Genomic DNA, 26,842 nt, shown 5'->3' with positions numbered 1-26,842 from the left:
CTATCGTCTTCCGGACAAAAGGAGAACGGACGTCAGGTGAATGCGGGGCGGCTTGCGTCTCTGTCCGGGGGTGCCGCGAGCCTCATAGGGTTCGTGAAGACTGACCCCACGACGGAACGCGTGGGACCTACGGGGCGGGAGGCCTACGAGGCGTGGCGGATGCGGAGCAGAGCGGACGACCGGCGGAACCGTTCGGAGCGGCGGCGGTCGACACGGCGAGAGCGCGTCTGCGCATGGCCCGCCTCGGCCTCTGGCTGGTAGCGGCGGTCCTCGCCGTCCGGCAGGTGGCCGTCGTCCTCGGCACCCCGCGCGGAGAGCGACTGACGGACCTGGAGACCTGGGTCGGGCCGAACGGCGTCCTGCACGTCAACGGTTCGCTCTACGACTCGACGCGCTTCACCGGCACCCCGTTCGGCGGGCTCGTCCTCAAGCCCCTCACGCGCGCGGCCGAACAGGCCCTCGGCTGGGGCTGGACCTTCGGCACCCTGCTGCTGGTGGCCGCCCTCGGGCTCGTCGTCGCGCGGGCCCTGCCGCAGCCGGTGAGCAGACGCACCTCGCTGCTGGCCGCGCCCGTCGCGATCAGCCTGCTGATGCTGTCCCTTCCCGTCCGCAACACCCTCTGGCTCGGCCAGACCAGCATCATCCCCGTCCTGCTCGTCCTGCTCGGCTGCTTCGTCGTACGCGGGCGGCACGCGGGCGGCGCGCTGATCGGCCTGGCGGCGGCCCTCCAGCCGACCGTCCTGCTGTTCGCCCCGCTGCTGTGGGTCACCGGCCGGCGCCGGGCGCCGCGACCGCGGGGGCGTCGTTCCTGGCCTGCACGCTGCTCGCCTGGGCGGCCATGCCGCACGACTCGTACACCTACTGGGTCCACCACATGGCGGGCGTGGGCCTCGGCGGCAGGGCGGACGCCCTCGGCAACCAGTCCCTGCACGGCGCCCTGCTGCGCTTCGGCCTCTCCGGCCCGCTGGAGATCGCCCTGTTCCTGACGCTGGGCGCGGGCGTCGCCGCGCTCGGCATCCGCCGGGCGGTGCGCTACGCCCGCGACGGCCAGCTCCTGCTGGCGGTAGCGATCACCGGCTGTACCGCCATCCTCGTGTCCCCGACGACCTGGCAGCACCAGCTCCTCTGGGTCCTGCCGGCGGTCGTCGGCCGGGTCGGCAAGCGCGCCTCGGACCGGTACGTGTGGCCGGTCGCCGTCATCCTGGTCATGACCCTCCCGGCGAAGATGATGCTGCCGGACATGGCGGCCCTGTACCCCCTGCGCGACAACGTCGTCCTCCTCGCCGCGCTGGCCGCCGCGACGGTCATGCCCTTCCTGTCGCGCACCTCCCCGTACTACCGGACCCCGATCCCCACGCGGTACGCCGCCCCCGTCCCGGCCCGCTGGAAACACGTCCCGCTGCTGCCGGTTCTGCGCCGGGTCCTCACCCGCCCCAACCTGCTCCTGGAGCTGCTGCTCATCCGCGTCACCTACGCGGCGTACCAGCAGGTCAGGCTCGCGGCGACGGGCGGGACCATCTCGGGCGGACGGGAGCGGGCGGAGGCCCACGGCCGCGAGATCCTCGACATCGAGCGCTTCCTGCACATCGACATCGAGCACTGGGCCAACCACGCGGTCGTCGAGGTCGGCTGGCTGCGCGACTTCTTCGACTTCTACTACACCTCGTTCCACTTCGCGGTCCCGCTGTCGGTGCTGGCCGTCCTCTACTGGCGCCGCCCGGTGGACTACCGCTGGGCCCGCTCCTCCCTCGGCTTCGCGACCCTGCTCGCGCTGGTCGGCTTCTGGCTGTACCCGCTGGCTCCGCCCCGCCTGATGCCGGGCCTCGGCATCATCGACACCGTCCACGGAGTCCAGGACTTCACCCAGCCCGACTACGGCACCCTGACGTCCCTGACCAACCAGTACGCGGCGATGCCGTCCCTGCACTTCGGCTGGTCCCTGTGGTGCGGTCTGGCGATCGCGATCGTCGCCCCGAAGTGGTGGATGAAGGCCCTGGGCCTCCTGCACCCCCTCTTCACGGTCTCCGCGATCGTGGCCACCGGCAACCACTGGCTCCTCGACGCGGTGGGCGGCGCGGCGGTCGTCCTGGCCGGCTTCGGGCTGGCGTACGTGTTGCAGGGGCCGCGGGCGGGGTCGGCGGCGGCCACGGCCACGAAGGACGAGCTGGAACCGGAGAAGGAACGGACGGCCAGCGCCTGAAGGGCCGGGGGCCTCGGTGCCTGAGGCTCCGACGCACTCGAACTGCGACTGCGTGGAGATCGCCGAGGCCCCCGCCATCGCCGCCATCGCCGAGGCCCCCGCCACCGCCGCCGTCCGCGACTCCAGGATCCCGGCGGGCCCGATCCTCAGGGCCGAGCCCGCCGCGTTCTCGACGTTCCTCCGGTGGACTACAGCCGCTGGATGATCGTCCCCGTGGCCAAGCCGCCCCCCGCGCACATCGTGATCAGGGCGAACTCCCTGTCGGTGCGTTCCAGTTCGTGCAGTGCCGTCGTGATCAGGCGGGCGCCCGTCGCTCCTACCGGGTGACCGAGGGCGATCCCGCCGCCGTTCACGTTGACCTTGTCGAGGTCCTGGTCGAAGACCTTCGTCCAGCTCAACACCACCGAGGCGAAGGCTTCGTTGATCTCGACGAGGTCGATGTCCTTCAGGGACATGCCCGCCTTGCCGAGCACAGCCCGCGTCGCGTCGATCGGGCCGTCCAGGTGGAAGTGGGGGTCGGCGCCCACCAGGGCCTGGGCCACGATCCTCGCCCTCGGCTTCAGCTTCAGGGCGCGGGCCATCCGCTTCGACGACCACATGATCGCCGCCGCGCCGTCCGAGATCTGCGAGGAGTTGCCGGCCGTGTGGACCGCTGTGGGCATGACGGGCTTGAGGCGCGACAGCGCCTCCAGCGACGTGTCCCGCAGGCCTTCGTCCCGGTCCACCAGGCGCCACATGCCCTGGCCCGCCGCCTGTTCCTCCTCCGTCGTCGGGACCTGGACGGCGAAGGTCTCCCTCTTGAAGCGTTCCTCCGACCAGGCCGCCGCCGCCCGTTCCTGGGAGAGCAGGCCCAGCCTGTCGACGTCCTCCCGGCTCAGACCCCGGTGGCGCGCGATGCGTTCCGCCGCCTCGAACTGGTTCGGGAGGTCGACGTTCCACTCCTCCGGGAACGGCTTTCCCGGACCGTGCTTCGAGCCCGAGCCCAGCGGGACCCGGGACATCGCCTCGACCCCGCAGCTGATGCCCACGTCGATCACGCCCGCCGCGATCATGTTCGCCGTCATGTGGGACGCCTGCTGCGACGAGCCGCACTGGCAGTCGACCGTCGTCGCCGCCGTCTCGTACGGGAGGCCCACCGTCAGCCAGGCCGTGCGCGCGGGGTTCATGGACTGTTCGCCGGCGTGGGTGACCGTGCCGCCCACTATCTGCTCCACGGCGTCGGCGGGGATGCCGGTGCGGCCGAGGACCTCGCGGTAGGTCTCGCCGAGGAGATAGGCGGGGTGCAGGTTGGCGAGCGCGCCGCCGCGCTTGCCGATGGGGGTGCGGACTGCTTCCACGATCACGGGTTCGGCGGCCATGGGTGCGGATCCTCTCGGGGGGCGGCTCTCCTCCGGACGTACGGCACTACAGAACTAGAACATGTACTAGTTCTGTTGAGCAGTCTGATGACGTGATGTGCGTCACCGCAAGGGTCTTGCAGCCTTCGGGTGCCTGAACTACCTTCACCGGAACCTGTTTCTGATGAACCGTCAGAAAAGCTGCCTTCTGGCTGGAGCTGCCCATGCCCTGTCCGGCGCTTCCCGACGGGTTCGACTTCACCGACCCCGACCTGCTGCAACACCGTGTGCCGCTCCCGGAGTTCGCCGAGCTGCGGCTGGCCGAACCGGTCCGCTGGATCCCGCAGTCGCGGAACGTGGCCGGCTTCGAGGACGAGGGCTACTGGGCGGTGACCCGGCACGCCGACGTCCGGTACGTCTCGACCCACCCCGAGATCTTCTCCTCCACCCTCAACACCGCGATCATCCGCTTCAACGAACACATCGCCCGCGACTCCATCGACGCGCAGCGGCTCATCCTGCTGAACATGGACCCGCCGGAGCACACGCGGGTGCGGCAGATCGTGCAGCGGGGGTTCACCCCCCGGTCCATCCGGGCGCTGGAGCAGCGGCTGCGGGAGCGGGCCACCGCCATCGTCGCCGAGGCCCGCGCGCTCGACGGGCCCTTCGACTTCGTCACCTCGGTCGCCTGCGAACTGCCCCTCCAGGCCATCGCCGAGCTGATCGGCATACCCCAGGACGACCGGACCAGGATCTTCGACTGGTCCAACAAGATGATCGCCTACGACGACCCCGAGTACGCCGTCACCGAGGAGGTCGGCGCCCGGTCCGCCGCCGAGATCATCGCGTACGCCATGAGCATGGCCGCGGAGCGCAAGCGCTGCCCGGCCCGCGACATCGTCTCCACGCTGGTAGCCGCCGAGGACGAGGGGAACCTGAACTCGGACGAGTTCGGGTTCTTCGTGCTCATGCTGGCCGTGGCCGGCAACGAGACCACCCGCAACGCCATCACCCACGGCATGCACGCCTTCCTCACCCACCCCGAGCAGTGGGAGCTGTACAAGCGGGAGCGGCCCGCGACCGCCGCCGAGGAGATCGTGCGCTGGGCCGCGCCCGTGGCCGCCTTCCAGCGGACCGCCACGCAGGACACCGAGCTGGGCGGGAAGACGATCAGGAAGGGGGACCGGGTCGGCCTGTTCTACGCCTCCGCCAACCACGACCCCGAGGTGTTCGACCGGCCCGACGAGTTCGACGTCACCCGGGACCCCAATCCCCACCTTGGCTTCGGTGGCGGCGGGCCGCACTTCTGCCTCGGCAAGTCCCTCGCGGTGCTGGAGATCGACCTCATCTTCAACGCCCTCGCCGACGCGATGCCACGGATGCGGCTCGTCGAGGACCCGCGGCGGCTGCGGTCCGCGTGGATCAACGGGGTGAAGGAGCTGCGGGTCAGCGCCGGTGAGTGACGCGGGCACGCGGAGAACCGCGTCGGAACAGGCGTGAGGCGGCGGCCCCCGGGGATCGGGTGGCCGCCGCCTCACGCGTGCGGGGGGTGGTGGGCCCGGGAGCCCTGGGGTCCGGCTCAGTACCAGCCGTTGGCCTGCCAGAAGGCCCACGCGCCGGCCGGGCTGCCGTAACGGGAGTTCATGTAGTCCAGACCCCACTCGATCTGGGTCTTGGGGTTGGTCTTCCAGTCGGAGCCGGCCGAGGCCATCTTGTTGCCCGGCAGAGCCTGGACCAGGCCGTAGGCGCCGGACGAGGCGTTGGTGGCGTCGACATCCCAGCCGCTCTCGTGCTCCACGATCTTGCTGAACGCGTTGAACTGCGCGGCGTCCGGGATCATCTTGTGCGCGATCGCCTTGGCCTGGGAGGCGGAGGTCACGGTCGAGGCCTGGGCGGGGGCCGCGGACAGCGCCATGCCGGCGGTCGCGGCGGCCAGGGCGGCGGCGGTGAGGGCCTTCTTCGGGGAGGCGATGCGGCGGATGACGGAGACGGACACGGAGAACCTTTTCCTTCGGGGACAGGGGCGTCGCGGTGCATGCCGGAGTCACGCGGTGCGTGGCCGCACCGCGTGGTGTGCGGCGGGGGGCTTGCATGCGTCGGGGCCGGGACCCGGGGGGTCTGTCGGCCCTGTGCGACGTCATCCAGAGAAGCAGGCTCGGAAGGGGTCCGCAATGACCCCTTTTACTAGTTGTGGCCGCATGTGGGGCGAAGGTCGTTCGTGTGACCCGGCTCTCAGTGTGCAGGTCAGAGGGTGTTCTGCGGAGACTTGGCGTCCGAAATGCACCACTAGGGTGGATCGTAGGTGATGTGGGTCATGTGGGGTGCTTCACCGATCAACGGTCCTCGAATGTGACCGCGGTCTCGAAGGCCGCGCGCCGGGTGGCTCTGCGTAGCGCCCTGAGCACGGCCGGACCCAGCGTCAGGGTCAGGACGACGGTGACGACGGCCCGGCCCAGGTCCCAGCCGAGGGAGGTGGCCGCGCAGTACGCGAGGAAGCGGGCCAGGTTCTCCGCCACGGCCCCGTCCGGATCGAAGGAGACGCGCGAGGCCAACTCGCCCAGGAAGGGCCAGCCCGCCATGTTCATCGCCGTGCCGTAGGCGAAGGCGGCCAGGAAGCCGTAGACCGCGAGCAGGCACAGCTCGCCCCGGCCGCGCAGCCGGTCCGGACCCGGCAGCAGGCCCGCGCCCATCGTGAACCAGCCCATCGACAGCATCTGGAACGGCATCCACGGGCCCACCCCGCCCGTGAGCAGGGCGGACGCGAACATCGTGACCGAGCCCAGGACGAAGCCGAAGCCGGGGCCGAGCACCCGGCCGCTGAGCACCATCAGGAAGAACATCGGCTCGATGCCCGCCGTACCGGCCCCGATCGGGCGCAGGGCGGCACCGGTCGCCGCCAGCACGCCGAGCATGGCGACCGCCTTCGCGCCGAGGCCCGACTCCGAGATCGTCGCCGCGACGACGGCGACCAGCAGCACCAGCAGGCCCGCGAAGAGCCAGGGGGCGTCCTGCGCGTGCGCGTTCAGCGTCGAGGCGGGCGGGGCCAGGAACGGCCAGCCGAAGGCGACCACACCGACCGCGCTGACGAGCCCGAGCGCGGCGACGGAACGCGGGCCGAGCCGCACGGCCCGCGCCTGCCGGGTCCGGCTCACCGCAGGGCCTCCCGTACCTGCGCGACGGTCAGCCACTTCTGCGGGGCGAGGATCTTCGTCACCTGCGGGGCGAAGGACGGGGAGGAGACGATCACCTCGGCCGTCGGACCGTCCGCGATCACCTCGCCCTCGGCGAGCAGGACGACCCGGTGGGACAGCTCCGCCGCCAGTTCCACGTCGTGCGTGGCCAGCACGATCGCGTGCCCGGCGGCGGCCAGCTCACGCAGGACGACGACCAGGCGGGTCTTCGCCGCGTAGTCCAGACCGCGGGTCGGCTCGTCGAGGAGGAGCAACGGCGGGCGGGCCGCCAGGACGATCGCCAGCGCCAGGGTCAGGCGCTGGCCCTCGGACAGGTCGCGGGGGTGGGTGTCGTCGCTGATGCCGGGGAGCAGGCCGGTGACCAGGGCGCGGCAGGTGCCGGGGGCGGCCCGCGCGTCCCGGTCGGCGGCCGCGCACTCGGCGGCGACGGTGTCGGCGTACAGCAGGTCGCGTGGCTCCTGCGGGACGAGGCCGACCCGGCGGACGAGGTCGCGGGGCGAGGTGCGGTGCGGGACCGTGCCGCCCACCCGGACCGTGCCGGAGGACGGCTCGACCAGGCCCACGAGGGTGTTGAGCAGCGTGGACTTCCCGGCGCCGTTGCGGCCCATGAGGGCGATGGTCTCGCCGGGGGACACCGTGAGGTCGACGTCCCGCAGCGCCTGGACCCGCGCGCGGCGTACGGCGAGGGCGCGGACCTCGGCCGGGGGCGCGGACGCGGCCGCGGCGGGTGCGGCGCGTCGGCCACGCCGTCGAGGGAGCGGCAGGCGCGGCGCCGGTGGCTCGACGGTGGCGGGCGGCGTCCGCTCCGGCTCCCGCCCGGCGAGCCGCTCCCGCAGGTCACCGGCTCGGCGCCGGGCGTCGCGGACGGTCAGCGGCAGCGGGGACCAGCCCGCCAGCCGGCCCAGGTCCACCACCGGGGGACACACCGGCGAGACGGCCATGATCTCGGCCGGGGTCCCCAGCACCGGGGCGGCGCCCGGCGCGGGCAGGAGGGCGACCTGGTCGGCGTACTGGAGGACGCGTTCCAGGCGGTGTTCCGCGAGCAGGACGGTCGTACCGAGGTCGTGGACCAGGCGGAGGAGGACGGCGAGGACCTCCTCGGCGGCGGCCGGGTCGAGCGCGGAGGTCGGCTCGTCCAGGACCAGGACGCGGGGGTGCGGAGTGAGGACCGAGCCGATCGCGACGCGCTGCCGCTGACCGCCGGAGAGCGTGGCGATCGGACGGTCGCGCAGGCCGGCCAGGCCCAGCAGGTCGAGGGTCTCCTCCACGCGGCGCCGCATCACCGCCGGGGGCAGGCCCAACGACTCCATGCCGTAGGCGAGTTCCTCCTCGACGGTGTCCGTGACGAAGTGCGACAGCGGGTCCTGGCCCACCGTCCCGACCACGTCGGCGAGTTCACGCGGCTTGTGGGTGCGGGTGTCGCGGCCCGCGACCGTCACCCGGCCGCGCAGGGTGCCGCCCGTGAAGTGCGGGACGAGACCGCCGACCGTGCCGAGCAGCGTCGACTTGCCGACGCCGGACGGACCGGCGAGCAGCACAAGTTCACCCTCCGGGATCGCGAAGTCGACGCCCTGGACGGTGGCTTCGGAGCAGCCGTCGTACGTCACGGAGACGTTCTCGAAACGGATCACGACGACGGCTCCTTCGGGAGCGGAACAGGGAGCCGAGCGGGGAGCGGGGCAGGGAGCAGGGCGGGCAGGAGGCCGAGGAGTACGGCCGCGGCGGGCCAGAGGGGGAGCGTGGGCGCGGTCAGGGGGATCACGCCGGGCTGCAGGGCCTCCGGGTCGGCGGAGCCGGCGAGCGTCATCAGGGCGGCGACCGCCACACCCGACCCGGCGACCAGACAGGCGCGCGGGGTCCAGCGGTCCGGGCGGTAGCGGGTGCGCGGGGAGCGGCGCCCGCCCAGCCGCAGCCCGGCCAGCGCGGCGACCACCCCGGCCAGGAGCACCGGCAGCCCGTACGTGCCTCCCGCCGCGGTGAGCAGGCCGTACGTCCCCGCGCAGACGCCGAGCAGACCGCCCAGGGTGAGCGCGGTCGTCGTACGGCGGACGCGGGCCGGGACGTCGGCGGTACGGCCGTAGCCGCGGGCGTCCATCGCGGCGGCGAGGGCGACGGAGCGCTCCAGAGCGCCCTCCAGGACCGGGAGGGCCACCTGCAACAGGCCGCGCAGGCCCCTGTCCGGGCGCCCGCGCAGCCGGCGGGCGGCACGCAGGCGGTGCACATCGGCGATGAGATGCGGCGCGAAGGTCAGTGCCACGACGACGGCGACCCCCGCCTCGTACAGGGCGCCGGGGAGCGACTTCAGGAGGCGGGAGGGGCTCGCGAGGGCGTTCGCGGCGCCGACGCAGACGAGCAGGGTGGCCAGGCGCAGACCGTCGTACAGCGCGAAGACGACACCCTCGGCGGTCACCCTGCCGCCCAGCCGGATGCCCTGCGCCCAGCCGGGGAGCGGGACTTCGGGGAGCGTCACGATCACGTGCGAGCCGGGGACGGGGGAGCCGAGGACGACGACGAAGAACAGGCGGACGAGGAGCACGGCGAGGGCGAGGTGGAGGAAGGCGGAGTAGGAGCGGGACCAGGGGGTGTCGGGGCGGCAGGTGAGGACGACGTAGGCGGAGGTGACGAGGAGGAGGGCGAGGAGGAGGGGGTTGGTCGTGCGGGTCGCGGCGGTGCCGAGCCCCAGCGCCCACAACCACCAGGCACCGGGGTGGAGGTGGGGGACGGCCGCCAGGGCCCGCGACGGCCGGGTGGCGCGCTCGGTGGGACGGGAGCCGCTCTTGGCGGGGCGGGTGCCGCTGGTGCCGGGGCGGGTGCCCTCAGACATTCCCGCGCCGCCGGGCCTGCCACACCGCCGCCGCTGCCAGGGCGGCGATCAGCGCACCGCCCGCGTACACCCCGACCGACGGGCCGCCGTCGTCGTCGGCCGAGGCCGTCGACGACGCGGAGGGCTCGGCGGAGGCCTCGTCCCCGCCGGTCGTCACCTGGTCTCCGCAGCCCGACTTCGGGTAGCCGGCGATCGCGCACAGGAGGGCGTTCGTGTCGTAGCGCAGGGGCTTGGTGGTGGCGGCGAGGGCCTCCGCCGTGGTCGCGCCCTGGTGGACGCGGGCGCAGGCCGTGCGCGCGGCGGGCGGGGTCTCGCCGGACGGCGCGTCCGACGGGGTGCCGAAGTCGACGACCAGGGCGACCCGCTTCATGCCGTCCCGCGCCGGGGTCCGCGCGCAGATCGCCTCGAACGAGGCCGCACCGCGCGGCTGCGAGGCGTCCTGCGAGTCCTCGCTGACCGCGAAGCGGAAACCCTGGACGGCGCCGTCGGCGGGGCGGGCCGTCGAGGGACCCTCGGTGGCGTAGACCCAGCTGTCGCCGTCGCGGTCCCAGAACGACCAGTAGCGGTAACCGGCGGCCTGGGCCGGGCCGGTGGCGGCCAGCCCCAGGAACAGCACGGCGACGAGCAGGGCGGCGAGGCGGCGTATCACGGCTGTCGCTTCCTGCGGCCGCTGATCAGGAAGCCGATGCCGATACCCGCGACGAGGAAGACGCCGACGGTCCACCAGACGCCGAAGCCGTCGTCGGAGTCCTTCCCGTCCCTGTCCTTCTCGTCCGCGTCCTCCCGCTGGAGGCCGCCGGTCGCCTTGTCGGCCGACTGCGGCGCCGGGCCCGTCGCGTTGAGGGCGGCGACCAGGTCCGTGCCGCCGAACGCGCGCGGGTCCGTACCCGTCGCGTGGGCGGCGAGCACGAGCTGGGCGTAGGCGGCGGGGCCGTTCTGCTTCGCCCAGGCGGTGGCGTTCCGCTGGAGCCAGGCGAGGGGCTCGCGCGCCTGCTCGGCGCCGCCCTGCGCGGCGAGCGCGACCACGGCGTCGGCGGTGTTGCCGTAGTCAGGCTGGTTCTCGGCGCCGGGGAGCACGGAGGTCAGGTACCCGTCCTCGGCGACGGCCTTCGCCAGGTAGGCGGCGCCGTTCGCGGCGGCCTGTTGCGGGGTGCCGGGGGCGGCGCAGGCGGCGGCAGCGCTCTGCGCCGCGGCCTTGGCGGCCAGGCCCTCGCCGAGCGCGCCGAGGACACCCGCCGCCGTCGCGTCCGCGTTCGCCGCCAGCTTGCCCTGCTTGTCGGGCTGGTAGGCGAAGGCACCGCCCGCGGCACAGGGCAGCGCGAGCTTCACCAGGGCGTCGTACGGCGACTTCCCGCCCTTCACGACCTCCGCCGGCTTCTCCCCGGCCGCCGCCAGCGCGCCGACGACGACGGACGTCGAGTTGGTGTCGCTGGCGCCGCCGGGGGCGTATCCCCAGCCGCCGTCCGCGTTCTGCACGGACTTCAGCCAGCCGACGGCCTTCTGCTGCGCGGCATCGTGACCGCCGAGGGCGGCGAGGGCCTGGACGGCGGCGGCCGTGCTGTTGGTGTCGACCATCAGCTCGGCGTCGCAGGCCTTGGCGGGGTCGGCGCGGAACGCGGCGAAGGAGCCGTTCGCGCACTGCTGGCCGGTGAGCCAGTCCACGGCCTTCGCCGCCGGCCTCACCCCGGCCGTGTCCTGGGCGAGCAGCGCGAGCGACTGGCGCCAGACGCCGTCGTACGTCGGGTCGGTGCTGCCGTACAGACCCGACGGGATCGCCACGGACGGAGTCGGCGACGGGGACGCGGCCACGGCGGGCGTGGCGGCGCCGATCACTGCGGTGGCGGCCAGGACCGCGGCGCTGCGGCGGACGTTCATGATCGGCGGGTGCCTCTCCCTGTCAGGGAGCCGGGCAGCACGGGACATCCCGGCGGCTCGGCTCCGCATACCTCGACGGTGCCGTACGGCGGCGGCGCCGACGCACGTGAGCCGGTCACGTCCGCCCGGGGCAGTCCGGCTGGCCGTGGTGTTCCACGGCTCACGGACAGGGGTGTCCCCGGGTCGAGCGGAGCCGAGAACCGGGGAAGGGCCAGCGCCGGAATTGCACCGGCTTTCCCCCGTACGGGTGTGATGACGACCGGGCCACTGTACTCGGCCGTGGGAAACGCCCCGAGGGCAGGCCGCGCGTGCGCGCGGGCCCGGCCCATGGGCACGACGGGGACCGTGCCGGGCCGCCGGCTCCGCGGTCGTCGGCTGGGCCCTGTCGTTTGGATCAGGCCGCAGGAAATCCACGGTGCTGTTCAGCGCGGTGAGCGGGGCCTGGTGCGGGCAGCCGCGAGGCGGAGGAGGGAGTCGACGCGGAGCGTCGGCGAGTGACGACAACGCGGCAGATGCGCGTGCCGGGCCCCGCGTCTGCGGCGTGATCCGAACGACAGGCCCTAGAGGTGCGGTGCCGGGCCGGCGAAGGGCAGGAACACGGTCCGCGCCGCCAGCAGCCAGTCGCCCTCCGACGACCGGCGGAAGACGTCCTCGTAGTGGCCTATCTGGACCGGCGGTCCGGCGGGGACCGTGCCGCCGTCGTGGCCGTCGACGCGGTACGTCGTGAAGTACGAGGTCGCCGACACGGTGTCGGCGGACGTCACCTCGACGAGGACGTTCGACATCAGGCGGCGCGACCGCCGGTCGGCGGGGCGGGACCCGAAGTAGGCGCGCAGGGCCTCCCGTCCCCTGACCAGCCGCTCGCCCGCCGGCCACGCCCAGGTGCCGTCCTCGGTGAACAACTCGGCCACGGACGCGGGCTCCTGGAAGTCGAGCCGCCTGAGCAGGTCGAGAAGCAGTCGCCGGCAGGCGCGTTCGGCGAGGAGCTGCTCGAAGGGGTCCATGCGGACGTTCGTAACGGGCGGTGGGGACGCCCGCGGATGCGGGGCGCGGCGGGACGGTGAACGGTGCCGATACGTCGGGTGAAGCGCGCGCCCGGTCTGCCGGCGCGCCTCAGGCCGCCACGTACGTCACCGGATCGCTCCCCGTCACCACCTCCGCGTGGCCCAGTTTCACCAGGCGCCGCAGGTGTGCCTCGGCCTCCGAGACGGCGATGTTCCGCGAGCCGTACGGGATCTGCTCCCAGGGCCGGTTCCACTCCATGCGCTCGGCGAGCTGCCAGGGGGTGAGCGGCTCGGCCAGCAACTCCCGCAGGTCGGCGAGGCGGTCCTCGTGGTGCCTCAGCAACTCCCGTACCCGGGACGGCGCGTCGGTGAAGGCGTACTGGTGGGCGGGGAGGACCTCGGCGACGGCGAGGCGGCCGACGCGTTCGAGGGAGGCCAGGTAGTCGCCGAGGGGGTCCGTGACGGTGGCGTCGTCGGGGTCCTCGTACAGGCCGATGTGCGGGGTGATCCCCGGCAGTAGATGGTCGCCGGAGAACAGCCGTCCGTGGCCGGCAGCCGGTCGGGATGGTCCTCCTCCAGGTGGAGGCAGACGTGGCCGGGGGTGTGGCCCGGCGTCCAGATCGCGCGCAGGCGGCGGCCGGGCAGGTCGAGGAGTCCACCCGGTTCGATCTCGCGGTCGGGGAGGACGGGGGAGAGGCCGGGGAGGGCGCGACGGCGCGCTGTGCGCAGAGGGGCCACGTGCTCCTCGGGGGCACCGGCGGCCACCAGCTTGTCCGTCATGTACGCGTACCAGCGCTCAGGCCGGGTCGCGCGGGTCCGCCGGACGATCGCGCCGTCCGCCGCGTGCATCGCGATCCACGCCCCGGAGGCCTCGCGCACCGCGCCCGACAGGCCATGGTGGTCCGGGTGGTGGTGGGTGACGACGACGCCGTACAGCTCCGTGACGGAGGTGCCGCAGGCGATCAGCCCGGCGGTCAGGGCGTCCCAGGAGGCCGGGTCGTCCCAGCCGGTGTCGACGAGGACCGGCCCGCGGTCGGTGTCGACGACGTACACCAGGGTGTGGCCGAGGGGATTGTCCGGGATGGGCACGCGCAGCGAGCGCACGCCTGCGCCGTGGTCGTACGTCGCCGGGTGCACGGGGCCCCCGTCCAGGCTGCTCGTCATGCGCCCTCCGTCCCACGGCCATTGCCCACTATAACGAGAACTGGTTTCAATGGGTGCCCAAGTCGACTGATGCTGTTGGGTGTTGGGTTGACCTGCGCTGATGTGCGCGTTACCTGCCGCCGGTTGTCGACGTTGGTCACTGCCGGACGGCCCGGAGACGGCCCAGCTCTCGCGTGGTGCTCTGCTGGAGACGCCGAATTCTTCGCGAGAGCGATACGTGCGGTGAGCCCTGCTCGGGTGGCGTGCGCTCCCTTTGTGCGCTGGTGCCACCTTGTGTGACACGTCTGGGCACAGCACGGTTCATGTGGATGCGACAGCGATCGGTCTCGACCAGCGTCCCGTTGTTGTGCATATCGCACGTACCCGTCTGGGCACCTTATATAAGGTCGTATCACCTTCAACGTGACGCGGCAGCCCGACGGGAGGACGAGGATGACCTGGATGACCAACGGCTTCCGAAACGACTTCAAGACCTTCTGGGCGACACTCTCACCGCTACTGAGTGGTCAGGACCGTGTCTGGCCGACCTGGCAAATCGATCATCGCGACTACCTCTTCACCCTGGCTTTCGAGGCAGTGGCCAGGGCCAACTGCGGCGTCGAGGAGCGCCTGCGAGCGATTTGGGGCAACCGTGAGGCGACCTTCGCCCTCTACCTGCGCAGCTTCGCCCACGAGAGCCTGGCCTCCGGCTCGGCCCGCGGCGAAGTGCTGTCGTTTGAAATGCCGGGTATCGAGACCCCTCAGGTCGTACGCGACCAGTTGGGCAGCGATGCCATGGCCGTGCTCATCTACAACCCATCAGGCTCAGCCTCCGCGACGCTTGGCGTGCCCGCGATCGATCGCCCCTTGGGCATCGCGGTCGACGCCACCTGGGAGGAGGCCGTGGGTCGACTCATCGGGCGCGCCGACATTGTCGTCTTTGCAGCCAGTGTCATGACGCGTGGGGTTGAGACCGAGCGCGCGCTGCTACAAAAGGCCCGTGCCCAGGAGTACACCCTGATCCTGTTGGCCGAGCCGCCCGCCGAGACGATACTCGACATCCATCGGTGGGTGCACCAAGCACCATTCGCCACCGCCGCGCCACGAGCCACGCCCGAGCAGTTCCCTGGTTTCCCCCACATAATCAACGGTTGGAACGCCCGCGACGCCGGCGCTATTGCTGCCCTTGCTCGGGCCATACGAGGCATCCGTGACAGCCGCCGCCCCGCCCTGGCGGACGGTCCACCAGAGCTGCCAACGATCGAGGTCGACGAGTCGCTCAAAATCCAGGCCCAGCTCGAGATCTCACTCGGCATCCGCGAGGCCCACACGGGCCAAACCAAGCGGGCCATTCTGCATCTCACCGCAGCGGTCCACCTCGGCTACGAGGCCTGCTCAATCCCAACGATGCTCGCCGCCTACGCACAGCTGGCGCGCTTGTCAATGACGCTCACCGACCCGTTTGCGAGTGAGTACCACTGGCTCCACGCGGTGTTCGCTGTCGGCGTCCAGCACGGCTTCGACGCCATGGTCTCCAAATTATTCAAGGGGCCCTGATATGCGCAACCGTCGCGTGCCTGCTCTCGACTTGGTTCGACTGACCTCTCTCCGCCGGTCGAACTGCGGCCTTGTGCAGTGAGGCAGTCGCTGCACAGCCACAACTGATCACCGACGGCCGTGACCTGCGGCCGCCTAACCGATCAACGTCCTGACCTGCTGCTGAGCTGTCGGCAGTTGTCGACGTTAATCATCGTTGAGCGCCCTTACACGGCCCGAGGACGGCCCGGGAGGGCGCTCGCATGCGAGCCCCGCCCCCGCATGAGGCGTCCGGTTAAGAGTGGAAACCTCGCGCGGTTTCACCAGGACGCGAGGACCAGGGGAAGGATGCTCCTGGTTACCTCAGTCCGGTGCCATTGATGCGACCTGTGGATGTCAGGCGTTTGTCAGCGGTGCTGTCGGATGCCGCAGTCATGGACAGGAAGAATTGATCTTCTTTCTGGCGCGGCTGTTGTAGATGAGGTGGTCTCGGGTGGTCCTGGCGTCGAAGGCGTCCTGGATCCAGTTCTGCAGTGTTCCGCCACCGGTCGGGTATGCGTAATACCGGGCGTACCCGATGTCCTTTGTGCCCTCTCTGATCACATTGTCCTGCACTCTTGGAGGCAGTTTTGCGCCAGGGCTCTTAGCGGAAGGCAGCTGAATTGCCATCAGTCCATTGAGGCGGTTTACCTTGCCCCTACGCAAAGAGCTATAAATCTCCCAGTCGACGAACTTTCTAGCCCAGGTGCATTTTCCTACCATGACTATTGTGACGGTCGAGTTCGCGAGGTACTTGCTTCTGATTCGGTCCATGATGTAATCGCTGTCTTCGCTCTCGATTACAGGATCGTCCTCAGAGACGCCGATGGCCCTTGGTATGAAGTAGTCCCCGAAAGACTCAACGAAAGACAACACTTCCTCAGCGTCGACAGCGTGATAGCTCAGGAAGCACTTGTGGCGAACTTGGGAGTCCGCTTTGTGCTCAAGTTGTCGAGAGATTGCAGTGAGTCGAGTCTGAGCCAGACTGGCCTGGTAGGTGAGAGTCATCCGTTCCTCCTTGCAGCTCTAAGTCCAACTCTGCGAGCCAACCACATGGTGTGTTCCCGGCTGATAGCTTGCTCCGCAGAGACTACGTAGTCTGACCACTTCTCCTCGTCTGAGATGCTCTCGCCTGTCGCTCGAACAAAACTCAGTTCGGCAGCGGTCAGCGCATACGCCGAAGACAAATTATCGTATTGCTTGACCTCAAGCCAGGCGCCTCCGGCGGCGATGGCGGCGGCAAGGGTCGCACCCATGTCGAGGTTCGTGATATCCAGTAGTGTGATTACGGTTGTTGCGATTCCGAGAATCTCGAATGAAACCAGGGTGAGGCGCCAGCGTTTCGCGTCACTTTCGTTCTCTCTGGCCTTTTTTTCGTACCATGCCTGTTGATCCGAAACTCGGAGAGAGAGGTAGGTGGCTTTGCGGGCAGGTAGGTCGGATGCTCGGATCTGGCGCATCCTCGGTGTTACCTGACTCGATCCAACAGAGAGCCCGGGGAGGTTTGGGGATGACTCTGCGAATAGGTCCTGGATTCGCGCCAAAAGAACATCTTCTGCCCTGTCCGGCGTAAGGCTCGCCGGGAACGGTTCCGCTATTGCCATGTATCGCCAAGCCAATGTCTTGGCCGACTCTGCAATTGCTCTGCCGTGATACCAACGTTCTTCCGGTCTGTCTCGAAGTAGATGTACCTCGAGAATTAGGGCAGTAACGAAGGAAATTAGTGCAATACAGGTAAAGGTAGTTTCTGGCCAGCCGTCATCTCTGCTGCTGGCTGCCGCGATTCCGCCAGTAGCCGCCAAGACTGCCAATTGCAAGCGTCCGCGTGTCCAGCGCAGATATTCCTTTTGTGACTGCTTTGAGATTTCGTCAGCCGAAGCGAAGATGCCAGGCAACTCCCGTTCGGCTAGCGGACTCTGTTGCGGCGGCACACGCTCCCCGTTCTGGCGGTACGACTCAAGGTGCCAGATTAGCGCCTCGGGAGTCATGACGGGCCGCCCATGCTGAACTAGAGGTCGGCGGAGCGGCTTTGGGCTGGAGCTGCTTTGGGGCGAGTGATCATGGCCCCGTAAGCTCATGGCGAGTCGGGCGGTCAGTGGACCTGCCCGTAAAGCACGACGTTGGGGCCATGATCTTAGAGGCTCGCCCCAAAGTGGCTGCCTAAAGCCGTGGAGCCGACCGCCCCAGCCACAGAGGGTGTCTCCCACCTCATGCCCGCAGCCGCCGAGCGCGCCGCCGGGCGCGGCCAGCCGGGGCGCAGACAGGAGGCAGGCCGCGCCGCAGAGGCGGCGCGCGCCCGCGCCGTGCGCGGGCCTTGATGAAGTAGGGAAAGTTGTACCGCACCCATGATCGAAACCGCTCGATCGTGGCCTGTCGGCTCACCGCTCGTCTCGGCTACCGTTCCATCCATGCCTTCTGCACTGGACACGCCTCAGGGAGCGGCCGAACTCGCCGAGTCTCTGCTTCCTCAGCTTGGGAACCGCTGGCTGCACACTCAGGCTGTGGCCGCTCGGGCTGAGGAAGCTGCCGCGGCCGTGTCTGAGGCTGACCGGGATCTCCTCGTCGCCGCAGCCTGGCTGCACGACATCGGTTACGCCCCCGAGCTGCGTAACACCGGGTTCCATCCCCTCGACGGTGCCCGCCACCTGGAAACGCTGGGTGCGCCGGCGCGTCTCGTGCGGCTGGTCGCCCACCACTCCGGGGCCGTGTACGAAGCGGAGCAGCGCGGTCTCTCGGCAGAGCTGGCCGTCTACAAGCGGGAAGACTCCCCCGTCCTCGATGCACTGATCTTCGCCGACATGACGACCGGCCCAGCCGGGCAGTCCTTCGACTTCGACACACGGATCGACGAGATCCTCGTCCGTTACGAGCCGGGCAGCGAAGTGCACAACGCGATCAGCAAGGCGCGACCGTACCTCGGTGCGGCTGTCGAGCGGACCCGCGGCCGTCTTGGTGACAGCTCCTGATCACCGGCTCAGCGAGAATGCCCGTGCTTGTGCAGTGCCGCACTGGCGCGGAACCGTAGACGTCCGCAGCGGTCCTTCTCCTCATCGGACGCGTCGCGGGGCAGCAGCAATGGCTAGCCAGCCATCGCAGGTCGTCGGGGTCCAGCCAGAGGGGCGCTCGGCCCTTGGTCGCTTCCGTCGACGGTCGGTTTCGTTCATGGCGCGACCATACCGAGGGCATCAGCCGATGTAGGGCTCGGTCCGGCCGGCCAATCCGTGCTCGATCCGCATGCGCATCGACGGGTGGATGGTCAGCTCGTCCAGCTTGCTCGGATCAACGAACGCGACTTCCTTGCTCTCGCTGCTCGTCCGCAGCTGGCCGCCGACGATGCGGGCATGGAAGCAGATGGAGAACTGCTGACGGACCTCGCCGTCGTCGTACGCCATGACGTGTCCGGGATTCGTGTAGATCCCGACCAGGCCGGTGATCTCGACATCGAACCCGGTCTCTTCCTTGGTCTCCCGTACAGCCGCGTCAGGCGCTGACTCGCCCAGGTCGATGCCGCCTCCGGGCAGGGCCCACAGGTCGTTGTCGGTCTTGTGGATCAGCAGGATCTCCCCGGCCTCGTTGCGGGCCACGGCGGTCACGGAGGGAACGAGGCTGTTCGCCTTCGGGGCGTTCGGATCGTTGAAGTAGTCGACGCGTGCCATGTGTTCAGCGTCGCACGCCGGGACCCCGTTATGCCTTCCGGCCCTGGTCCCATGCGTAGTCGAAGCTTCGCATGTAGTGCCGGAACGTCCGCGCTCCCGGCAGGTACTTGAAGTGCATCACCGGGTTCTGCCCTGCGGGAGCTCCCAGCACGTGGGGGTTCACCAACACGTCGTCGTCGAACCGGTAGATCGAGTTGTAGAGGATCGTGTCATGCAGCCGGATCTCGACACCGGGCGTCGACATCGCGGGCTGCAAGTACCGGCGAGTGATCCGCGCTCGCGCCGCCAGATCGTCGCCGATGCCCTCTTCCTCACCTCGCTGGCGCACTGCCGCGGATTCTGGGTCGCCCAGCAGGATGCGGACCTGGGCGCCGGCCTTGGCCTTCTCGGCCAACTGGTCCGGCAGGTCCGGGTGACTGTCGAAGAGGAAGAGACCCGCGTACACCAGGATGTCGACCTGGTCCGTCGCCTTCTCTATGAGGGAAGACCACAGCGAGGCAGGAACGGCACCGCGGTGCGGGTAGTACGTGATCAGTTCCGACGCGCTCGCCATCTCGGCGTGCTTCTCGACTGACGGCCAGACGTAGACCTCGTCGACCCCCAGGAAGCTCGCGGCCTTCCAGCGGTGGCCCCGGTGCGGAGTCCGGTTCGTGGTGATCCAGCGCTCGACGCTCTTGGGGTCGACTCCCACGTGCTCGGCAACGGACTGGATGGTCTCGCCCTTCGCCGAAATCGCCGCGCGCAGACGCTCGTTCGCCATGACTGCCCTCTCCTGGGACGTCTCAGGGACGTTTTGACGATAACTCAGACGTCCCCAAACGTCCATACGGGCCGTGATGCGTCCACCCCTTCTCGCGGTCTCCTGATCTCACCGACGGGAGTCGGCCAAGAGCCCACTACAGCAGGAGACAAGACGATGCGTCAGTTCCCCGTGGACACATCCGCCGCGACCGTGATGGTCGCCAAGACCCCGCAGCCCAAGGTGAAGGACCGCCGTACCGGCGAGATCGCACTGGACACCGAGACCGGCGCGAAGATGATGACCGTGGACGTGATGTTCGCGGCGAACGACGAGGTGGAGATCCTGTCCATCGCCGTCCCGGAGCCGGGCATCTCCGGTGAGCTGGCCATGGGCACTCCGGTCGCGCTCACGGGCCTGATCGCCCGGCCGTGGGAGAACGACTTCAACGGCCAGAAGCGGCACGGAATCGCGTTCCGCGCGGTCGCGGTCACCTCGCTCGCCAACGCCGCCGCAGGGCCGAAGGCGGCCTGATCATGACCGGCTTCACGGTCGCTCTTGTGCTGGTCGTCGCCGCCGCAGGTCTCCTGCGGTGGCGGCGCCCCGCCTGGTACTGGCTGACCTTCGGGGTCACCTTCGCGGTGCTGCGGGTCCTGGTCCGTTACGCCTCCGTCATGGACGCCTGCGGTCTGACGGTCCCGCCGTCGCGCTGGCGCCTGGCCCTGGCGCGGGTCACCAACCGGCCCATGCCGGAGTCCCGCCCGCCGCGCATGCTGCGCTTTCACCCGACCCGGACCGGCCTGGTCCTGCGTCTGGGACTGCGCCCCGGACAGGACGCCTTCGACGTCGCCGCCGCCTCGGACCGGCTCCGCCACTCCTTCTCCATGTACGGCGTCACCTCACGTGAGGTGCGCTCGGGAGTCGTGGAAGTGCGGATGACCGGCTACGACGTCCTCAAGCGGGTGCAGATGCCCGCGAAACTCGACACCCGCCCGATGCGCGTCCCGGTCGCCCTGCGCGAGGACGGATCGGTCCACTACCGCGACTACCGTGCCATTCCGCACGCCCTCACCCTCGGCGCCACCGAGTCGGGCAAGTCCGTCTACCAGCGCAACCTCGTAGCCGGGCTCGCCCCGATGGACGTCGCCCTGGTCGGCATCGACTGCAAACAGGGGGTCGAGCTGTTCCCGCTGGCTCGCCGGTTCTCCGCGCTCGCCGACAACCCCGACACCGCCGCCGATCTCCTCGACGCGCTCGTGTCCCGCATGGAAGGGGTCTACCAGCTCATCCGCGCCGAGCAGCGCATCACCTCCGCCGTCCCGGACGCCGAGATAGCCGCCGACATCTGGGACCTGCCCGACCACCTGCGACCCGTGCCGGTCGTGGTCCTGGTCGACGAGGTCGCCGAACTCGCTCTGTTCGCCAGCAAGGAGGAGGAGAAGCGCCGGGACCGGATCATCACCGCGCTGGTCCGCCTCGCCCAGCTCGGCCGCGCGGCCGGCATCTACCTGGAAATCTGCGGACAGCGCTTCGGCTCCGAACTCGGCAAGGGCATCACCATGCTCCGCGCCCAGCTCACCGGCCGTACCGCCCACCGCGTCAACGACGAGACCTCCGCCAACATGGCCTTCGGCGACATCTCCCCGGACGCCGTCCTCGCCGCCATCCAGATCCCCGCCGAACTGCGCGGCCTCGCCGTCGCCGGAGACTCCACCGGCGGCTGGCACCGCATCCGCGCCCCGCACACCTCACTCCGCCAAGCTGTGAACACCTGCAACCGGCATGCTCACCTCGTCCCGGACCTGCCCGAGCTGGCACCGTTCCGGCCCGAGCTGACCAGCTCCGCTGAGGCCCCCGTGCCGCTGTCCAAGACGGCTCCCGTCACGGTCTGACTTCCCCCGCTCCATGGTCGGCGCGACCGCCCTTCGCGCCAGGTCCCTACCCCCGCCACGCCCGATGAAGGGAGAACTCGCGTCATGTGCCCCGACTGCGAGGACTTCGCCCGCACCGTCCTGCTCCTGGGCCAACTCGCCCTCTACGCCGACACCACCGGCGCCGACCTCGACTTCGTCGACGCCGTCAGCCCCTCTCTGGCCGCCTCGCTCCCCGAGCCGCCGACCGGCGAGGAGTCCTGATGGCCGTCCGTCACGGTCTGCGTGTCGACGCCGTCCTGGTCCAGGCCGTCATCGCCGGTGCCCTGTCCTTCGCCCACCTGCACGACCTGGCCGCCGCAGCGGGACAGGACGGCTGGAAGGCCTGGGCCTACCCGGTCAGTGTCGATCTGCTCCTGGTCGCTGCCTGGCGACGACTCCGAAGCGAGGGCCCGTCGCGGCTGGCCTGGTGCTGGTTCCTCATCGCCCTGTTCGCCTCGCTCGGCGCCAACGTCGCCACCGCCGGATTCCTCGACCTGGCCGACCCGCCCGCCCTGCTCCGCCTCGGCATCGCCGGATGGCCCGCCCTCGCCTTCCTCGGCGGCACCCTCCTCGCCCACTCCGCCGACCACCGCACACCGACTCCGCCGGCACCCGCCCCGACCCCAGAACCCGACCCCGCGGACGACCGCGAACCGGACCCCGAACCCGTGCCAGACCCGGAGCCCGCCCCGGCCCCGGTGGAGGAACCGCCGACGCTTCCGCCCGCCGACCCGGCGCCCGCGGTTCCCGCCGTCCTCATCGACCACGCCCGCAAGGTCGCCGCCGACTATCGCGACCGCACCGGAGCCCCGATCGACACCGACACCCTGCGCGCCCGCCTCGGCGTCCCGCCCCACCTCGCCGACGCCATCGCAGCCCAGCTCGCCTGACCAGGAAGGAGAACCATCCGCCATGCCCGCCCGCGACAACTTCCACTCCGTGATGCGGATCGGCCCCGTGCAGATCGGCACCCACCGCGACCGCAACGGCCGGACCGTGCACGCCGCCGTCTGCACCGCCGATCGCTGCGGCTGGTCCGCCGACTACTCCAGCCAGACCGCCGCCCAGCTCGCCGCCCGCACCCACCGCTGCCGCATCCGCTAGGAGACACCGCCATGCAGGTCCCCCTCTGGTTCGCCCTCGCCGCCGTCGGCTACCTCGGCGTCAAGTTCCTCCGCCCGCCCTGGTGGCTCGTCGCCGTCCTCCTCCTCGGCGGCTACCTCCTCGCCGACAGCGTCCTCGCCCCCGCCATCGACACCGCCCTCACCAAGTAGCCCGCACCGAAGGGAGAACCGCCATGCTCCGCCCCAAGATCCCCACCATGCCCACCCCGACCGGGCTCATCACCCCGCCCGCTGTCGTCGAGCCGACCACCGTGGTCCAGCACCACCCCACGCCCGCCCCGGCTCCTTCGCGTCCCACCGTGCAGCTCACCCCCGGCGCAGTCCTCGCCCTCGTCGGCGGCGGTACGGCCGTGGTCCTGGTCGTCGGCGCCGTCCTCGTCTCGATGCTCCTGGCCGTCGCTGTCACCGGGGCGTCCGTCGCGGTCTGCGCCGTGGTGATCCGCTCTCTGGCCAACACCGACGCCAAGCGCCGCTGAACGGTCCCAGGGGCGACGCACAAGCCGCCAAGCACGCCGCCGCTCCTGGAACCGGGTTCCGCCACACCAACCGCCATCGCCAAGGGACAACGCCATGGACCTGCACATAGCCGCGAGCATCGTGCCGTTACTCGGCTGGGCCGTGCACGGCGGCATCCTCACCCGCCGTCTCGCCTGCGCCCGCCGCGACCCGCTCACCGGCCTGCACACCCGCGCCGGATGGACCGCCCGCGCCGAACACCTCATCCGCCGGCACCCGAACGCCGCCGTGCTCCTGGTCGACCTCGACCACTTCAAAAACCTGAACGACACCCACGGCCACGCCGCCGGGGACGCCGCCCTCGTCGCCACCGCCGACCGACTGCGCGGCTGGTGTGGACACAACGGCACCGCTGGCCGCCTGGGCGGGGACGAATTCGTCGCCGTGATCAGGGACCTGGCCGCCGCCGACGTCGACGCGCTCACCGCGGCACTGCATCGGCCGCTGTCCTACGCAGGGACGTTCCTCCCGCTGGCCGCCTCGGTCGGCGTCTGCCCCGTCGCGGAGCTAACGGTGCCGCTCCTCACGGACGCACTCGCCGCCGCCGACACGGCCATGTACGCGACCAAGGGCCGCACCCGCCGGGGCTCCCGCACCACTCGCTGAAAGGGCACCGGGTGGCGCACAAGCCGCCAAGCACGCCGCCACCCGGGGCCGTTCCTTCCAACCGCAATCGAAAGGAACCACCATCATGGCCCACCACACCCCGCCCCCGCCGAGGATCTGCCCGGCCTGCGACGGCTTCGCCTCCGTCGCCGTCACCCTCGGCGGCCGTGACCACCGTGGCCGCCTGCGCACCATCACCGCGCACTGCCCGGCCTGCCAGGGCACCGGGACCGGCACCGTCCGCCGCTCCCCGGAGGGCGCGCGTGCCTGAGCAGCTGCTCGACCGTGCCACCCTCGGCGACCTGCTGAGGGTGGCTTCGGCCTCTGACTACGACCGCTGGCACGAGCAGATCCGCCGTACCGGCGGCTGCGCCGACCCGATCCACCTGACCGGCTGGGTCCTGCACAAGGACAAAACGACCGGCGAGACCCTGCACCACTACTCCACCGAGGGCGAACCGGGCGGACGACTCCGCCTCGCCTGCGGCAATCGCCGGGCTTCCCGCTGCCCGTCCTGCGCCTGGACCTACGCGGGCGACACCTACCACCTCATCCGGGCCGGGCTCGCCGGGGACGACCGACGCGACATCCCCGCCACCGTCCGCGACCACCCCCGCGTCTTCGCCACGCTCACCGCCCCCTCGTTCGGCCGCGTCCACAACCGGCCCGACCGAGGCGTCTGCCGCTGCGGCACCCGCCACACCCCCGACGACCCCGCCCTCGGCACCGCCCTCGACCCGGACACGTACGACTACGCGGGCGCGGTGCTGTTCAACAATCACGCCGGACAGCTCTGGCAGCGCTTCACCAACCGGCTCCGCCGGGAAGTTGCCGCCCGCGCCGGCCTTTCTCAGCGGGAGTTGAAGGAGCGTGCCCGACTGTCGTACGGCAAGGTCGCCGAGTTCCAAAAGCGCGGCGCGCTGCACTTCCATGCTGTGATCCGTATCGACGGACCGGACGGCCCCGGCACCCCGCCGCCGACCTGGGCCACGGTCGACCTCCTCAGCGACGCCATCCGGGCCGCCGCCGCACACTCCTACACCTCGGTCTCCGTCCCGGCCGCTGCCGACCAACCGGCCCGGACCTTCCGCTGGGGCCGACAGCTAGACGTCCGACCGGTCAAGGCCTTCGGGGACGGTTCCGACATCACCGAACAGGCCGTCGCCTCCTACGTCGCCAAGTACGCCACCAAAGCCGCCGAGAACACCGGCACCCTCGACCGCCGCATCGGCGAACTCTCCGAACTCGAACGCCACGGCGTCCCCGACCACACCCGCCGCCTGATCGAAGCCTGCAAGCTGCTCGACCCGATCTACCCGGACCGGCGCCTGTGGGCCTGGGCGCACATGCTCGGCTTCCGCGGCCACTTCTCCTCCAAGTCCCGCCGCTACTCCACCACGCTCGGCGCCCTGCGCCAGGCCCGCGCCGACTACCGCGCCGCCCAGGAGCACGCCGCCCTCGGCCTCGAGGACCAGGAGCCGGACACCGTCCTGGTTCTCACCGACTGGCAGTACGCGGGCCACGGCCACACCCCCGGCGAATCCGTCTTGGCCGCCACCATCGCCCGCGGCCTCCAACTCAACCGCGAAACCGCCCGCGAAGCCTTGCAAGACCTGGCCCTGGAAGGAGCCGCCGCATGACCGTCCGCACACTTCCGGAGCGGTTCCTGACTCCGGCCGACGTCGCCGAGCTGCTCGGCGTCCCGGTCGAGACGCTGTACCAGTGGCGGCGGAAGCGCACAGGCCCTCCGGCCTTCCGCGTCGGCCGGCATCTCCGCTACGACCCCGTCCGGCTCCGCCAGTGGGTCGACGGTCTGACCGAGGTAGCCGCCTGATGCCCGGCCACGTGCAAGACCGCTGGTACAAGACAAAGGCCACCCCGGACGGCATGACGGTCAAGGCCAAGACAGACCGTCATGGCACCGGCATGCGCTACCGCGCCCGCTACATCGGTCCTGACGGGACAGAAAAGTCCAAGAGTTTCCCTGACGGAAAGAAGCGGCTCGCCGACCAGTGGCTCGCGCGGATCGAGGCCGACATGTCGCGTGGCCAGTACTTCGACCCGGAGGCCGGAAAGGTCACCTTCCAGCAGTACGCCACCGAGTGGTTGGCCGGGCAGACAACCGACCCGACGACTCGGGAGAACACAGAGCGCCGCCTTCGGCTCCATGCCTTCCCGTACCTCGGAAGTCGTCCCCTCTCCTCGCTCCAGCCGTCCGACATCCGGGTATGGATACGCGGGCTGGAGGATGCGGGAAGCGCTGAATCGTCGCGTCGCGTGATCTTCGGGAACGTGTCGGCGGTACTCGCTGCCGCAGTCGATGACGGCCGCCTGGCGCGGAATCCCTGCGGTGTGCGCTCGGTCCGGCGCCCGAAGCCCGCCCCTGGTCGAGTCGCGCCGTGGTCCGCAGACCGTGTGTTCTCCGTTCGGCGGGGGCTGCCTGAGTGGTTCCGCGCCATGGTTGACGTCGGAGCCGGGTGCGGACTTCGGCAAGGCGAGATCTTCGGGCTGGCCGTCGACGAGGTGGATCCGCTGTCCGGTCTCCTGCACGTCACCCAGCAGGTCAAGATCGTGGAACGGAAGCTCGTATTCGCTCCGCCGAAGAACGGCAAGCTCCGTGACGTGCCGCTGCCGGACTCGGTCGCCTTCGCGCTCGCCGAGCACATGACGGCCTTCCCGCCGGCCGAAGTCACGCTGCCCTGGATGCGCCCCGACGGAGAGCCGGTGACCAGGCTCTTGTACTTCACGGGTGCTGAGGGCGGAGCGGTCTGGCGCAACGCCTTCAACACGCACGCCTGGAAGCCAGCGCTCGCCGCGGCGGGAGTAATCCCGAAGCCTGGGCCGGGGGAGAGGTACAAGGAAGCCCGTGAAGACGGCATGCACGCGCTGCGGCACTTCTACGCCTCGGTGCTCCTCGACGCGGGGGAGAGCATCAAGGCCCTGAGTGCCTACCTCGGTCACGCCGACGCCGGGTTCACGCTCCGCACCTACACCCACCTCATGCCGAGCAGTGAGACGCGTACGCGGAACGCCGTCGACGCGATGTACCGCACGGCCCACCAGGCCCCGACGGCCCCCTGACGGCCCACGGCTTCCGGCCCCGCCCCTGATCATCGGGAAACCGCTGGTCAGGGGCATT

At 70.5% G+C, this 26,842-nt stretch carries 28 protein-coding genes and 2 pseudogenes; 17 read left to right on the top strand and 13 right to left on the bottom strand.

Going from position 1 to position 26,842, the window contains the following annotated elements; genetic code table 11:
* Positions 1 to 152 precede the first annotated feature (152 nt).
* Positions 153 to 2,200: pseudogene (locus tag BM536_RS24115) on the top strand (bifunctional glycosyltransferase 87/phosphatase PAP2 family protein).
* Between the two features lie 16 nt (positions 2,201 to 2,216).
* Positions 2,217 to 2,405, top strand: coding sequence for a DUF397 domain-containing protein (locus BM536_RS24110; RefSeq protein WP_079275183.1), 189 nt, complete (start codon positions 2,217 to 2,219; stop codon positions 2,403 to 2,405).
* Here BM536_RS24110 and BM536_RS24105 read toward each other — a convergent pair.
* Positions 2,389 to 3,558 carry a steroid 3-ketoacyl-CoA thiolase gene (locus BM536_RS24105; protein WP_073497577.1) on the bottom strand — a complete coding sequence of 390 codons (1,170 nt, stop codon included), beginning with the start codon at positions 3,556 to 3,558 and terminating at the stop codon, positions 2,389 to 2,391. The two genes, BM536_RS24110 and BM536_RS24105, sit on opposite strands and share 17 nt — an antisense overlap.
* A 203-nt stretch (positions 3,559 to 3,761) precedes the next feature.
* On the opposite strand from BM536_RS24105, the gene BM536_RS24100 reads away from it, so the two are divergent.
* On the top strand, positions 3,762 to 5,000 hold the full coding sequence (locus BM536_RS24100) for a cytochrome P450 (protein WP_073497575.1): 1,239 nt from the start codon (positions 3,762 to 3,764) through the stop codon (positions 4,998 to 5,000).
* 116 nt (positions 5,001 to 5,116) lie between these two features.
* On the opposite strand, the gene BM536_RS24095 is transcribed toward BM536_RS24100, so the two are convergent.
* The 8 genes and pseudogenes from BM536_RS24095 to BM536_RS24060 all read right to left on the bottom strand — a co-directional run bounded on the left by BM536_RS24095 (position 5,117) and on the right by BM536_RS24060 (position 13,595).
* Positions 5,117 to 5,533 carry an aggregation-promoting factor C-terminal-like domain-containing protein gene (locus BM536_RS24095; RefSeq protein ID WP_073497573.1) on the bottom strand — a complete coding sequence of 139 codons (417 nt, stop codon included), beginning with the start codon at positions 5,531 to 5,533 and terminating at the stop codon, positions 5,117 to 5,119.
* A 337-nt stretch (positions 5,534 to 5,870) separates the two neighbouring features.
* Positions 5,871 to 6,725 carry an ECF transporter S component gene (locus BM536_RS24090; RefSeq protein WP_425444665.1) on the bottom strand — a complete coding sequence of 285 codons (855 nt, stop codon included), beginning with the start codon at positions 6,723 to 6,725 and terminating at the stop codon, positions 5,871 to 5,873.
* On the bottom strand, positions 6,686 to 8,359 hold the full coding sequence (locus BM536_RS24085; protein WP_094103452.1) for an ABC transporter ATP-binding protein: 1,674 nt from the start codon (positions 8,357 to 8,359) through the stop codon (positions 6,686 to 6,688). The genes BM536_RS24090 and BM536_RS24085 overlap by 40 nt, the downstream gene beginning before the upstream one ends.
* A complete protein-coding gene (locus BM536_RS24080) occupies positions 8,356 to 9,552 on the bottom strand; it encodes an energy-coupling factor transporter transmembrane component T (RefSeq protein ID WP_094103451.1) in 1,197 nt (398 codons plus the stop codon). Before BM536_RS24080 ends, BM536_RS24085 begins: the two co-directional genes overlap by 4 nt.
* Positions 9,545 to 10,201, bottom strand: a complete 657-nt coding sequence (locus BM536_RS24075; protein ID WP_094103450.1) for an SCO2322 family protein — start codon at positions 10,199 to 10,201, stop codon at positions 9,545 to 9,547. The genes BM536_RS24080 and BM536_RS24075 overlap by 8 nt, the downstream gene beginning before the upstream one ends.
* The gene (locus tag BM536_RS24070) at positions 10,198 to 11,427 is read right to left on the bottom strand and encodes an SCO2321 family membrane protein (protein ID WP_094103449.1); all 1,230 of its coding nucleotides are present in this window, start codon (positions 11,425 to 11,427) and stop codon (positions 10,198 to 10,200) included. The genes BM536_RS24075 and BM536_RS24070 overlap by 4 nt, the downstream gene beginning before the upstream one ends.
* A 560-nt stretch (positions 11,428 to 11,987) precedes the next feature.
* Complete coding sequence (locus BM536_RS24065; RefSeq protein WP_094103448.1) at positions 11,988 to 12,431, bottom strand: nuclear transport factor 2 family protein; 444 nt, start codon at positions 12,429 to 12,431, stop codon at positions 11,988 to 11,990.
* Between the two features lie 109 nt (positions 12,432 to 12,540).
* Positions 12,541 to 13,595 (bottom strand): annotated as a pseudogene (locus tag BM536_RS24060) (Strvi_7410 family MBL fold metallo-hydrolase).
* A 441-nt stretch (positions 13,596 to 14,036) separates the two neighbouring features.
* On the opposite strand from BM536_RS24060, the gene BM536_RS24055 reads away from it, so the two are divergent.
* Positions 14,037 to 15,131 (top strand): hypothetical protein, encoded by a 1,095-nt coding sequence (locus BM536_RS24055; protein WP_143650954.1) that lies wholly within the window; start codon positions 14,037 to 14,039, stop codon positions 15,129 to 15,131.
* A 411-nt stretch (positions 15,132 to 15,542) separates the two neighbouring features.
* Here the strand turns inward: BM536_RS24055 and BM536_RS24050 are convergent, their stop codons facing one another.
* Positions 15,543 to 16,157: a TIR domain-containing protein gene (locus tag BM536_RS24050; protein WP_079275039.1), complete on the bottom strand. Its 615-nt coding sequence runs from the start codon at positions 16,155 to 16,157 to the stop codon at positions 15,543 to 15,545.
* Positions 16,154 to 17,137, bottom strand: coding sequence for a DUF4231 domain-containing protein (locus BM536_RS24045; protein WP_158086540.1), 984 nt, complete (start codon positions 17,135 to 17,137; stop codon positions 16,154 to 16,156). The genes BM536_RS24050 and BM536_RS24045 overlap by 4 nt, the downstream gene beginning before the upstream one ends.
* A 420-nt stretch (positions 17,138 to 17,557) precedes the next feature.
* On the opposite strand from BM536_RS24045, the gene BM536_RS24040 reads away from it, so the two are divergent.
* On the top strand, positions 17,558 to 18,115 hold the full coding sequence (locus tag BM536_RS24040) for an HDIG domain-containing metalloprotein (RefSeq protein WP_073494042.1): 558 nt from the start codon (positions 17,558 to 17,560) through the stop codon (positions 18,113 to 18,115).
* 219 nt (positions 18,116 to 18,334) lie between these two features.
* Here the strand turns inward: BM536_RS24040 and BM536_RS24030 are convergent, their stop codons facing one another.
* On the bottom strand, positions 18,335 to 18,805 hold the full coding sequence (locus tag BM536_RS24030) for an NUDIX hydrolase (protein ID WP_073494040.1): 471 nt from the start codon (positions 18,803 to 18,805) through the stop codon (positions 18,335 to 18,337).
* Between the two features lie 28 nt (positions 18,806 to 18,833).
* Positions 18,834 to 19,565: an XRE family transcriptional regulator gene (locus BM536_RS24025; RefSeq protein WP_073494038.1), complete on the bottom strand. Its 732-nt coding sequence runs from the start codon at positions 19,563 to 19,565 to the stop codon at positions 18,834 to 18,836.
* Between the two features lie 156 nt (positions 19,566 to 19,721).
* Here BM536_RS24025 and BM536_RS24020 point away from each other — a divergent pair, with 156 nt between their 5' ends.
* The 12 genes from BM536_RS24020 to BM536_RS45220 all read left to right on the top strand — a co-directional run bounded on the left by BM536_RS24020 (position 19,722) and on the right by BM536_RS45220 (position 26,784).
* Positions 19,722 to 20,078 carry an SCO3933 family regulatory protein gene (locus BM536_RS24020; protein WP_073494037.1) on the top strand — a complete coding sequence of 119 codons (357 nt, stop codon included), beginning with the start codon at positions 19,722 to 19,724 and terminating at the stop codon, positions 20,076 to 20,078.
* 2 nt (positions 20,079 to 20,080) lie between these two features.
* Complete coding sequence (locus BM536_RS24015) at positions 20,081 to 21,436, top strand: FtsK/SpoIIIE domain-containing protein (protein WP_073494035.1); 1,356 nt, start codon at positions 20,081 to 20,083, stop codon at positions 21,434 to 21,436.
* 84 nt (positions 21,437 to 21,520) lie between these two features.
* Positions 21,521 to 21,679: a hypothetical protein gene (locus BM536_RS41365; protein WP_167396220.1), complete on the top strand. Its 159-nt coding sequence runs from the start codon at positions 21,521 to 21,523 to the stop codon at positions 21,677 to 21,679.
* Entirely contained in the window at positions 21,679 to 22,347 is a 669-nt protein-coding gene (locus BM536_RS24010) for a DUF2637 domain-containing protein (protein WP_094103446.1), read from the top strand. Before BM536_RS41365 ends, BM536_RS24010 begins: the two co-directional genes overlap by 1 nt.
* A gap of 22 nt (positions 22,348 to 22,369) precedes the next feature.
* Positions 22,370 to 22,561, top strand: a complete 192-nt coding sequence (locus tag BM536_RS24005; RefSeq protein ID WP_073494032.1) for a mobile element transfer protein — start codon at positions 22,370 to 22,372, stop codon at positions 22,559 to 22,561.
* Positions 22,562 to 22,572: 11 nt separating this feature from the next.
* Positions 22,573 to 22,731, top strand: a complete 159-nt coding sequence (locus tag BM536_RS24000) for a hypothetical protein (RefSeq protein WP_094103445.1) — start codon at positions 22,573 to 22,575, stop codon at positions 22,729 to 22,731.
* 23 nt (positions 22,732 to 22,754) lie between these two features.
* The gene (locus BM536_RS23995; RefSeq protein ID WP_073494030.1) at positions 22,755 to 23,057 is read left to right on the top strand and encodes a SpdD-like protein; all 303 of its coding nucleotides are present in this window, start codon (positions 22,755 to 22,757) and stop codon (positions 23,055 to 23,057) included.
* Between the two features lie 94 nt (positions 23,058 to 23,151).
* Positions 23,152 to 23,703: a GGDEF domain-containing protein gene (locus BM536_RS23990; RefSeq protein WP_073494028.1), complete on the top strand. Its 552-nt coding sequence runs from the start codon at positions 23,152 to 23,154 to the stop codon at positions 23,701 to 23,703.
* A gap of 85 nt (positions 23,704 to 23,788) precedes the next feature.
* Positions 23,789 to 23,974 carry a hypothetical protein gene (locus tag BM536_RS23985; protein WP_073494026.1) on the top strand — a complete coding sequence of 62 codons (186 nt, stop codon included), beginning with the start codon at positions 23,789 to 23,791 and terminating at the stop codon, positions 23,972 to 23,974.
* Positions 23,967 to 25,343 carry a replication initiator protein RepSA gene (gene repSA / locus BM536_RS23980; RefSeq protein WP_094103444.1) on the top strand — a complete coding sequence of 459 codons (1,377 nt, stop codon included), beginning with the start codon at positions 23,967 to 23,969 and terminating at the stop codon, positions 25,341 to 25,343. Before BM536_RS23985 ends, repSA begins: the two co-directional genes overlap by 8 nt.
* Positions 25,340 to 25,537, top strand: coding sequence for a helix-turn-helix transcriptional regulator (locus tag BM536_RS23975; protein WP_073494024.1), 198 nt, complete (start codon positions 25,340 to 25,342; stop codon positions 25,535 to 25,537). Before repSA ends, BM536_RS23975 begins: the two co-directional genes overlap by 4 nt.
* Positions 25,537 to 26,784 (top strand): tyrosine-type recombinase/integrase, encoded by a 1,248-nt coding sequence (locus BM536_RS45220; RefSeq protein WP_073494023.1) that lies wholly within the window; start codon positions 25,537 to 25,539, stop codon positions 26,782 to 26,784. The genes BM536_RS23975 and BM536_RS45220 overlap by 1 nt, the downstream gene beginning before the upstream one ends.
* Positions 26,785 to 26,842 lie beyond the last annotated feature (58 nt).

The sequence above is a fragment of the Streptomyces phaeoluteigriseus genome (genome assembly GCF_001896135.2).
GTDB lineage: Bacteria > Actinomycetota > Actinomycetes > Streptomycetales > Streptomycetaceae > Streptomyces > Streptomyces phaeoluteigriseus.
The sequence above is the reverse complement of the archived record's forward strand: the minus strand, read 5'-3'. Positions and strand labels throughout refer to the sequence as shown.